Origin of the sequence: Stenotrophomonas sp. PS02289, from assembly GCF_029960115.1 — a bacterium.
In the GTDB taxonomy this organism is placed as follows: domain Bacteria; phylum Pseudomonadota; class Gammaproteobacteria; order Xanthomonadales; family Xanthomonadaceae; genus Stenotrophomonas.
Genome location: NZ_JASCOZ010000169.1, coordinates 1 through 9,213, shown reverse-complemented (window position 1 = coordinate 9,213; position 9,213 = coordinate 1). Strand labels below are relative to the sequence as shown.

Sequence of the window (9,213 nt, the reverse complement as noted above, 5' to 3'; positions counted from 1 at the left end):
GCGCCGGGCAGAGCCCGGCGCCACGTAGATCATGCAATCAAACGCCGGAGGGTTACGGCGAAAGCTTGGCCTTCAGTTCGGCCAGCAGCTTGGTCGGGGCCGGGCCGGTGGCCGGCAGGCCGCGCGGGTCGACCGTGGAGACGTAGGCACCGGCTTCGACGGCGACCACGCGGACCAGGAAGTTGTTGTCTTCGTAGGCCACGTCGTACGAGCCCAGCAGCTGTGCCTTGCTGGCAATGGTCACCTCGCCCATCGACTCCAGCGCCGTGCCGACTTTGGCGAAGACCTCGTCCTTGCTGCCGGCCACGTTGAAGCCTGCACCGGCCGCGGCCGGGTCAGCGGCCGGGGCCGGTGCCGGACGGGCCGCCTGCGAAGCCAGCGCCGGCACCTGTGCGGCCGGGTTGCCCGGTGCATTCAGGTCCGGCGGCACTTCCAGCGGACGCATTTCCGGGGCCAGCGCGTAGTCGCCCTTCGCACCGCGCTTGAAGCAGCCGGTGGTGCCCACCAGGGTGGCCGTGGCCAGGATCGCGAACGACAGCACGCGGATGGCGGAAACAGATTGACGCATGTGAATCTCCAGGTTCAGGCCACTGCGGTTCAGTGGCTGGAAAGTGCTTCAAGCGCCCCGATGTCGGACGCCAGGTGTTCGGCTGCAGCATGGTGGGCCTCGGACAGCCGCAGCAGCGGCAGTCGCAGGCCGTGGCCGATGCCGATCCGGTGCAGCAGTTCCTTCACCGGAATCGGGTTCGGCTCCACCCCGCAGAAATCGTGGAACGGGTCCAGGCGGGCGTTCCAGGCCTCGGTCGCCTCGCGCTCGCCGGCCGCCGCCAGGTCGCGCATCCGCCGGTAGGCCCCCGGCAGCGCGTTGGAGCCCACCGAGATCAGGCCATCGATGCCCGACAGGATGGAGCGCGCTGCCGTGCCATCGTCGCCGCTGAGGATCACGAAATCGGCCGAACGCAGCGCCAGCAGCGCCTGCACGCGACCGTTGTCGCCCACCGCTTCCTTGATGCCGACGATGTTCGGATGGCCGGCCAGTTCAGCGACGGTCTCCGGGAGCATGTCGACCCCGGTACGGCCCGGGACGTTGTACAGAATGACCGGCAGGCCACCCTGGTCGGCCACCGCGCGGTAATGCGCGATCAGACCGGCCTGGGTCGGGCGTACGTACGGCGGCGTCACCACCAGCGCATGGGTGGCCCCGTTGGCGGCCGCACGGCGGGTCTGCTCGATGGTTTTGGCCGTGCCCGACAGTCCGGTGCCGGCAATCACCGGCACGCGCCCCGCCACGGTTTTCACCGCGCTGCGCAGCAGCTGGTCATATTCGTCGTCGGACAGGGTCGCCGCTTCGCCGGTGGAGCCGGCCACGACGACGCCGTGAACGCCCCCCTCCAGTTGCAGGTGCAGCAGGCGCTGCCAACCGTCGGGATCCAATGCGCCATTGGCCTGGAAAGGCGTGGCCAGCGCGGTGATGAGACCGGAAAGAGACAAGGAACAATGCTCGGAAGAAGGGGGAAAGGCAGGCCGCGCAGACGCCGGCTGGATGCCTTCTGCATGTTACTTGCGGGCCGAAAGCGCGGGCAAGTATGCTGGACTCCGGCGAACGTGCCGTTCGGCACCGTTCAGACTCACCCTGCATTACCGGAACCCCCTTGACCGACACCACGCCGCGGCCCGCGCCGACCGAAAACCACCTCCTGATCAACGCCTATACGACGCATCCGGAGTCCCCCCTGCTGCCTGTGACCCGGCGCATCGCCGACAGTGGCTGCAACCTGGTCGATGCCCGCCTGGCCACCGTGGGCCGGGATGTTTCGGTGACCGCGCTGGCCACCGGCTCCTGGGATGCCGTGGCCAAGCTGGAAGCCATGCTGACCCGGCTGGAGCGCGAGGAAGGCCTGAAGCTGGTGTGGTACCGCACCGGTGCCAAGCAGGCGCAGTCCAACCTGCTGCCCTACATCGTGGAAGTGATCGCCGCTGACAAGCCGGGCATCCTGTTCCAGCTGGCCGATTTCTTCGACCGCCAGGGCATCACCATCGAGAACCTGCAGAGCACGCGTTACCGCGCCATGCAGACCGGTGCGGAAATGTTCTCCGCGCAGGTCACCATCGGCGTGCCCGCCAACATGCACATCGCCGCATTGCGCGACGACTTCCTGGAATTCTGCGACCACCTGAACCTGGACGCGATCATGGATCCGATGAAGTTCTGAACTTTCGCGCGTTCATCACGGACGCGCGGCGTTTCATGCAGTTGTAGCAGACGTACCCCAGGCTCCGGAACAAGGACCTCATGAACAACGGCGACACCCTGGACAGCACCACCCTTTCCCTGCCCCTCGCGTTGTCAGGCGGCGAACACACCACCCTCGGCGAACTCGCCGGCCAGTGGCTGGTGCTGTATTTCTACCCCAAGGACAGCACCCCCGGCTGCACCACCGAGGGCATCGACTTCAACGCACTGCTGCCGAAGTTCAAGCGCGCCGGCGCGCAGGTGTTCGGCGTCTCGCGCGATTCGGTGAAATCGCACGACAACTTCTGCGCCAAGCAGGGCTTCAACTTCCCGCTGATCAGCGACAGCGACGAAGCGCTGTGCAGCGCCTTCGACGTGATCAAGCTGAAGAACATGTACGGCAAGCAGGTGCGCGGCATTGAACGCAGCACCTTCCTCATTTCGCCCGACAGTCGTATTGTGGAATCGTGGCGCAAGGTCAAAGTGGCCGGCCACGCAGAGTCCGTCCTTGAAGCCCTGAAGGCCGCGAAAACCCAGTGAGCTACCCGGTACCCCCCAATGGCCATCACCCTGCCCCGCAGGCCGTGATGGCTTGTCCCTGTTCTGCCACCAGGAAATGACGATGACCCGAGGCAAGCGCATCTACGTATTGGATACCAACGTGCTGATGCACGATCCGACCGCGCTGTTCAAATTCGAGGAGCATGATGTCTACCTGCCCATGCAGGTGATCGAGGAGCTGGACAACGGCAAGAAGGGCACCTCCGAAGCCAGCCGCAATGCGCGGCAGGTCAGCCGCTTCCTCAACGAACTGGTGGAAGCCTCCGGGCTGGACAACCTGGCCGAAGGCATTCCGCTGCAGCGCCCGAATGGCCTGCAGCTGCGCGGCAAGCAGAGTGCCGGCAAGCTGCGCTTCCAGACCAGTCACTTCGAAGCCGGCAAGAGCTTCGGCGCGGTGATTCCGGACAATGCGATCCTCGGCGCGATCCTGGCGCTGAAGGAACAGACCCCGGAGATCCCGGTGGTGTTCGTGTCCAAGGACATCAACCTGCGGATCAAGGCCGCCATTGCCGGCATCGTCTCCGAAGACTACGAAAACGACCGCGCGCTCGACGACTTCAGCCTGCTCTACACCGGTGCCACCCAGTTGCCGGAAGACTTCTGGAAGCTGCATACCGACGACCTGCGCAGCTGGAGCGACAAGGGCCGCACCACCTACGAGATCCGCGCCACTGAAAGCGAGGACTGGCACCCCAACCAGTACGTCTACCTGCCCGGTGACGACGAAGTGGAAATGCGGGTGGCCAAGGTCGAGGGTGAGAAGATCACCCTGTCGCTGGTCAACGACTACCGCCACGGCAGCCACGCGGTGTGGGGAATCAGCGCGCGCAACCGCGAACAGAACTTCGCCCTGAACGCGCTGATGGACCCGGAGATCGACTTCGTCACCCTGCTCGGCACCGCCGGTACCGGCAAGACGCTGCTGGCACTGGCCGCCGGCCTCGCCCAGACCATGGACCAGCAGCGCTACCGCGAGATCATCATGACCCGCGCCACGGTCAGCGTGGGCGAGGACATCGGCTTCCTGCCCGGCACGGAGGAAGAAAAGATGACGCCGTGGATGGGCGCGCTGACCGACAACCTGGAAGTGCTGACCCAGCCGCAGGAGGGCGGGGCCTGGGGTCGTGCGGCCACCAACGACCTGCTGGCCAGCCGGATCAAGATCCGCTCGCTCAACTTCATGCGCGGGCGCACGTTCCTGTCTCGCTATCTGATCCTGGACGAGGCGCAGAACCTCACCCCGAAGCAGATGAAGACCCTGATCACCCGCGCCGGCCCGGGCACCAAGATCGTCTGCCTGGGCAACGTAGAGCAGATCGACACCCCGTACCTGACCGAAACCACCTCGGGCCTGACCTACGCGGTGGACCGCTTCAAGAACTGGCCGCACAGTGCGCATATCACCCTGCGCCGGGGCGAGCGTTCGCGCCTGGCCGATTACGCTTCGGAGGTGTTGTGATCCGCATGTCACTCCGTGTCCTGCTGCCGCTGGCGCTCGCTGCGCTGGCGGCCGCCTGCACGCCTGCCAACACGCGACCGGGGGCCACGGTCCCCACCGCGATCAAGACCGGCCAGTCCTGGGTGGTCACCCGTCCGGTGATTGCCGCCCAGGTGCTGGATACCTGCTCGCGCCCCAGCCCCGGCCAGCCGCCGGGGCGGCTCAGTGGTTACTGGGCTCCCAGCCGCGCACAGATCGAGCAGCTGGAAGCGCAGCTGCCCACGCTGGAAGCGCAGATCCCCAAGGTGGTCGATTTCGACCGCCAGTACGTGGGCATTGAAGTGGACGGCCGCCAGCTGATCTACCTCAACGCCTTCCACCTGCCCGACCACAGCGAGATCGACCCTTCGCGCGAAGCGATCCGGGTCTGCGACGGCGGCGCGCAGTTCTGGGGCGCGGTGTTCGATCCGGCCAGCGGCCAGTTCTCGGACCTGCAGTTCAACGGCCCGCCGGGCGGACGCTGATCAAGCCATGAAACACGCTGCTGCCGCAGCATGAGCATCCGCCTGCCCGCCTGGGTGTGGATCGGCGCGATCGCGCTGTCGTGCGTGGCCGGCATGGTCAACGTGGTCGGCTTCCTGGGTTTCGAGCACCAGGCGGTCAGCCACATGACCGGCACCACCAGCCAGCTCGGCATGGCGCTGGCACAGGGCGACTGGCGCGTGGTCGGGCACCTGTGGGGCCTGCTGATCGCGTTCTGCCTTGGCGCGATGCTCAGCGGCATGATCGTGCAGGACAGCACGCTGCAGCTGGGCCGGCGCTACGGGGTTGTACTCACCCTGGAATCGGCGCTGCTGCTGGTCGCCATTCCGTTGTTCCAGCGTCAGCAGATCTGGGGCGCACTGGCGGCGGCGATGGCGTGCGGACTGCAGAATGCCCTGGCCACCACCTTCAGCGGCGCGGTGGTCCGCACCACCCACCTGAGCGGCATGTTCACCGACCTGGGCATCGGCCTGGGCCACCTGCTGCGTGGGCTGCCGCTGCCAATGCGACGGCTGACCCTGAGCGGATTGATCGTCAGCGGCTTTCTGGCCGGCGGCGTGATCGGCGCGTGGCTGTTCATGCGCTGGCATTACCTGGCACTGCTGGCTCCGGCCGCCCTTACCGGGTGCACCGGACTGGGCTACGTGCTGTACCGGCAATGGACCCTGCTGCGCACGCGTTGAGCAAACACTGCACAATCGCGGCATGAGCCCATCCACTCCCGTCTCCGCCCTGACCATTGCCGGCTCCGATTCCGGCGGTGGCGCGGGCATCCAGGCCGACCTGAAGGCGTTCGCCGCACATCGCGTGCACGGCCTTTCGGCGATTGCCGCACTGACCGCGCAGAACACCCGCGGGGTCACCGCGGTGCATGTGCCGCCGCTGGACTTCCTGCAGGCACAGCTGGATGCGTGCTTCGCCGACTTCGATATCCATGCGGTGAAGCTGGGCATGCTGGCCAATGCCGAGGTGATCGCGCTGGTCGCCGATACATTGGAAAAGCATCGCCCGCCGCACATCATCCTCGACCCGGTGATGGTCGCCACCAGTGGGGCCAAGCTGCTGGAAGACAGCGCACTGCATGCGCTGCGCACGCGTCTGCTGCCGCTGGCCACGCTGGTGACGCCCAATACGCCGGAAGCGGAGCTGCTGCTGGGCCGCCAGATCCGCAACGGCGAAGAGGCCGAAGACGCGGCCAGCGCATTGACCGACCTGGGCGCGGCCGCGGTGCTGCTGAAGGGCGGGCACCTGGCCGAGGGCAGCCGGGTCGTGGACCGCTTCTTCGACGGGGTCACCTTTGAGGCCTTCATCCACGCACGCCTGCCGGTGGACGCGCATGGCACCGGTTGCACACTGGCCTCGGCGATCGCGGCGCAGCTGTGCTGCGGACTGTCGCTGGCCAATGCCTGCGAAGCGGCCATCGACTATGTCGCGCGCGGCTTGCAGAGCGGCTACACGCCTGGGCGCAGCGAGGTGCTGGTGCTGGACCATTTCGGCGCGGCGCGTCCGGCATGACGCGTTCGGTACTGATTCCGGCCCAGGCCGACGACGGGCATCGTTTTGAACTGATCGCACGGATCCCGGCCCAGGCGCGCGCGCAGCTGCTGTGGTTGCCGGCGCTGGGGGTCTCGGCGCGCAACTACCAGGCGTTCGCGGACACACTGGCGGCGCGCGGGGTGGCGGTGTTCCTGCACGAATGGCGCGGCAATGGCAGCAGCAGCCTGCGCCCGTCACGCACGGTGGACTGGGGCTATCGGGAGATTCTCGAGCAGGACCTGCCGGCGAGCCTGGCGGCGGTACGCCTGCATGGAGCCGCCCCGCTGATCATCGGCGGACACAGCCTGGGCGGTCAGCTGGCCTGTGTATTCGCGGGACAGCACCCATCTGTGTTCGAGCGCTTCTGGCTGGTGGCGACGGGCACGCCCTACTGGCGGACCTTCCCGGCCCCGCGCGGCTGGCTGCTGCCGCTGGTCTACCGGTTCCTGCCGTGGCTGGCCCAGCGCCAGGGCACCCTGCCCGGCCGCCGGCTGGGTTTTGGCGGCACCGAGGCGCGAGGATTGATCAAAGACTGGGCGCGGGTGGGCCTGAGCAACCACTACGCGGCAGTAGGGATGGCGGACGATCTGGATCGTTCGATGCAGGGCCTGCAAGGCCAGGCACAGGCGGTGGTGCTGGAACAGGACTGGTTCGCGCCGCCGGGTTCGATGCAGGGCCTGCTGGCGAAGCTGCCACAGGTCCGTTCACAGCTGCAGGTGGTGCCCGCTTCGGCCCTTGGCACGCGTGCGGATCACTTCGCCTGGATGAAGTCGCCGGAGGCGGTGGTGCAGGCGCTTTTTCATTCATTTGAATGAAAGTCTTCACAAAGGCGTTGACGGATCGGGCCTCGATCCGCATAATTCCGCTCCTGTTGACGCGCCCGTAGCTCAGTTGGATAGAGTACCTGGCTACGAACCAGGCGGTCGGGAGTTCGAATCTCTCCGGGCGCACCATCAACAGGCTGACAGCTCCGCCGCTGTCTTCAGTAGTACAACGTGATGTAAATGCGCCCGTAGCTCAGTTGGATAGAGTACCTGGCTACGAACCAGGCGGTCGGGAGTTCGAATCTCTCCGGGCGCACCATTACATTCACGTACAACTTGACGATGCACATGCGCCCGTAGCTCAGTTGGATAGAGTACCTGGCTACGAACCAGGCGGTCGGGAGTTCGAATCTCTCCGGGCGCACCATCGCATCGCAAAAGAACGGCAGCCATCGGCTGCTGTTTTTTTTTGCAATGCCAAATCAACGGCGGTGTCGATCTGGGGTCATGCGTTACCGGATGTTGGGGATTTCGCGGCCGTCGTCTGTCGACCGACGCTACCAGGCCTACGTGCTTTTGATCTTCGATGGCCACCGACACGCTGTCGATGGCGGTTCGGGGTGGGCTGGAGGGGGCGTGAGCCGCATGGATGCGGCGATCGAGCTTACATGGACGTACTTGCAGCGTCCCCCGGAACGCCCATCCCGAGCCGCCAAACCAGAGAACACAGGGCCACCGGCTTTTCGCACAGATCCAGCAGCAGCCGGGCGAAGCCCGGCGGCACGGAACGCATGCAATCAGGCATCAACCCGCACGCGCGGCCACCGCTGCCGCCATCGCCAAACGGTCTGCCTCGGCAGGAAGCTCCGGACTCGGGCAACGGCCACCAACGTGCGCATCATGCGCCAGCCAGTCATCCACCACGCCACCCAGCAGATCCAGCCGCAGCGGCAGGGTAATGTGGTCTTCGCCGCGCAGTTCGATGTAGTGCACGCGGTCGCTGGCCGCAGCCAGCTTGCGGCCCTGGTCCACGCGCACGTGGGCGTCGTTCTGGCCGTGCAGCAGCAACACGCAGGCACGGGTATCAGCCACGGCCCGGGTCACGTCAACCTCGTCCAGATCCAGGTCCAGACGCTGGCTGGCGGCGGCGATCACCGCGTTGATGTCCTGACCGCCGTAACGCCAGCGACCGTAAGCCGCCATCGCCTGCGCCTTCCACGCGGTCGGCTGCAGCGACATCAGGTGCGGAATCATGCTGCGGATCGCATCGCCCGCATTCGCGAACGATTCCATCGCCACCACGCCGGTGACCCGGTCGCCCAGCTTGTCGGCCGTGAACAGCGCGGTGGCCGCGCCGTAGGACACGCCGAACAGGTACAGCGGGCCCTGCACTTCGCCCTTGGCCTGCAGCGCATCTATCACGTCGATGACGTCGTCTGACTCAAACGTGCCGTAACCGGACGGGCCCGCGCCCGAATGCCCATGGTTGCGCAGGTCAATGGTGACCACCCGGTAGCCGCTCTGCGCCAACTGCAGCGACCACGGCAGCATCGCATCGCCGTTCATCATCCAGCCGTGCAGCAGTACCACCGTGCCACGCGGTGCCTGCGGCTGGAACGGCGTGGGCACGCGCACCTGCAGACCGGTTTCCAGCGGCAGGCCATTGTCGTGCGCCTGCGCGAGGTACTGGTACTGCACTCCGTACTGACCCGGGTCGAACGCGCGCCAGAAGATCGGAATCCCCGCACGGCCAATGACCTCGCCATGACGGTTCGGCACACTGTCCACCGCGGCGGTAATGCGCGGCATGTCCAGCAGCGTCGACACACCGCCCGGCGCGATCAGGCGATCGCTGAGCGAGGTGGACGACGCCGAGGAATCAATGGAAGAACAGGCCGCCAGCCACAGGCCGGCTCCGGCCAGCAAGGGCAGCAGGAGGCGCTTCATGGGGGTGCAGATGCATCGCGAGGGCCGGCCAGATTACGGGGCCGCGCCGGGGCGCTCTACCGCAGTTCGATGACGGAACCATGACAAGGCGGGAATTGTTCATGCTGGCGCGATGCCAAGCCGCTGCCGGCCCCGTAGAGCCGGGCTTGCCCGGCTGCTGTTGGCGCACGCAAAGAGCAGCCGGGCAAGCC

Annotated in this window: 10 protein-coding genes and 3 tRNA genes; 10 read left to right on the top strand and 3 right to left on the bottom strand. The window is 66.5% G+C overall.

The genetic code is table 11. From position 1 onward, the window contains the following. Positions 1-52: 52 nt before the first annotated feature. Entirely contained in the window at positions 53-568 is a 516-nt protein-coding gene (locus QMX83_RS17835; protein ID WP_282297984.1) for a hypothetical protein, read from the bottom strand. 29 nt (positions 569-597) lie between these two features. Then, the gene (gene dapA / locus QMX83_RS17830; RefSeq protein ID WP_282297983.1) at positions 598-1,491 is read right to left on the bottom strand and encodes a 4-hydroxy-tetrahydrodipicolinate synthase; all 894 of its coding nucleotides are present in this window, start codon (positions 1,489-1,491) and stop codon (positions 598-600) included. A 161-nt stretch (positions 1,492-1,652) separates the two neighbouring features. Here dapA and QMX83_RS17825 point away from each other — a divergent pair, with 161 nt between their 5' ends. The 10 genes from QMX83_RS17825 to QMX83_RS17780 all read left to right on the top strand — a co-directional run bounded on the left by QMX83_RS17825 (position 1,653) and on the right by QMX83_RS17780 (position 7,502). Beyond that, a complete protein-coding gene (locus QMX83_RS17825) occupies positions 1,653-2,213 on the top strand; it encodes a glycine cleavage system protein R (protein WP_125361497.1) in 561 nt (186 codons plus the stop codon). 80 nt (positions 2,214-2,293) lie between these two features. Beyond that, positions 2,294-2,773 (top strand): peroxiredoxin, encoded by a 480-nt coding sequence (locus QMX83_RS17820; RefSeq protein ID WP_125361496.1) that lies wholly within the window; start codon positions 2,294-2,296, stop codon positions 2,771-2,773. Between the two features lie 82 nt (positions 2,774-2,855). After that, a complete protein-coding gene (locus QMX83_RS17815) occupies positions 2,856-4,253 on the top strand; it encodes a PhoH family protein (protein WP_282297982.1) in 1,398 nt (465 codons plus the stop codon). A 5-nt stretch (positions 4,254-4,258) separates the two neighbouring features. Then, on the top strand, positions 4,259-4,756 hold the full coding sequence (locus tag QMX83_RS17810; RefSeq protein WP_282297981.1) for a hypothetical protein: 498 nt from the start codon (positions 4,259-4,261) through the stop codon (positions 4,754-4,756). 30 nt (positions 4,757-4,786) lie between these two features. After that, positions 4,787-5,458: a YoaK family protein gene (locus QMX83_RS17805; RefSeq protein ID WP_282297980.1), complete on the top strand. Its 672-nt coding sequence runs from the start codon at positions 4,787-4,789 to the stop codon at positions 5,456-5,458. Between the two features lie 22 nt (positions 5,459-5,480). After that, a complete protein-coding gene (gene thiD, locus QMX83_RS17800) occupies positions 5,481-6,290 on the top strand; it encodes a bifunctional hydroxymethylpyrimidine kinase/phosphomethylpyrimidine kinase (protein ID WP_282297979.1) in 810 nt (269 codons plus the stop codon). Beyond that, positions 6,287-7,126 carry an alpha/beta fold hydrolase gene (locus QMX83_RS17795; protein WP_282297978.1) on the top strand — a complete coding sequence of 280 codons (840 nt, stop codon included), beginning with the start codon at positions 6,287-6,289 and terminating at the stop codon, positions 7,124-7,126. The genes thiD and QMX83_RS17795 overlap by 4 nt, the downstream gene beginning before the upstream one ends. A 61-nt stretch (positions 7,127-7,187) precedes the next feature. Continuing rightward, positions 7,188-7,264, top strand: a tRNA-Arg gene (locus QMX83_RS17790). A gap of 53 nt (positions 7,265-7,317) precedes the next feature. Next, positions 7,318-7,394 (top strand) — tRNA-Arg (locus QMX83_RS17785). Between the two features lie 31 nt (positions 7,395-7,425). Further along, positions 7,426-7,502 (top strand) — tRNA-Arg (locus QMX83_RS17780). A 377-nt stretch (positions 7,503-7,879) separates the two neighbouring features. Here the strand turns inward: QMX83_RS17780 and QMX83_RS17775 are convergent. Then, entirely contained in the window at positions 7,880-9,022 is a 1,143-nt protein-coding gene (locus QMX83_RS17775) for an alpha/beta fold hydrolase (protein WP_282297977.1), read from the bottom strand. Between the last annotated feature and the right edge of the window lie 191 nt (positions 9,023-9,213).

What these genes read in the sequence shown, in the direction of transcription:
- QMX83_RS17835 (WP_282297984.1), bottom strand. Translation starts at nt 568, where the DNA reads ATGCGTCAATCTGTTTCCGCCATCCGCGTGCTGTCGTTCGCGATCCTG.
- QMX83_RS17820 (WP_125361496.1), top strand. Translation starts at nt 2,294, where the DNA reads ATGAACAACGGCGACACCCTGGACAGCACCACCCTTTCCCTGCCCCTC.
- QMX83_RS17815 (WP_282297982.1), top strand. Translation starts at nt 2,856, where the DNA reads ATGACCCGAGGCAAGCGCATCTACGTATTGGATACCAACGTGCTGATG.
- QMX83_RS17810 (WP_282297981.1), top strand. Translation starts at nt 4,259, where the DNA reads ATGTCACTCCGTGTCCTGCTGCCGCTGGCGCTCGCTGCGCTGGCGGCC.
- QMX83_RS17805 (WP_282297980.1), top strand. Translation starts at nt 4,787, where the DNA reads ATGAGCATCCGCCTGCCCGCCTGGGTGTGGATCGGCGCGATCGCGCTG.
- thiD (WP_282297979.1), top strand. Translation starts at nt 5,481, where the DNA reads ATGAGCCCATCCACTCCCGTCTCCGCCCTGACCATTGCCGGCTCCGAT.
- QMX83_RS17795 (WP_282297978.1), top strand. Translation starts at nt 6,287, where the DNA reads ATGACGCGTTCGGTACTGATTCCGGCCCAGGCCGACGACGGGCATCGT.
- QMX83_RS17775 (WP_282297977.1), bottom strand. Translation starts at nt 9,022, where the DNA reads ATGAAGCGCCTCCTGCTGCCCTTGCTGGCCGGAGCCGGCCTGTGGCTG.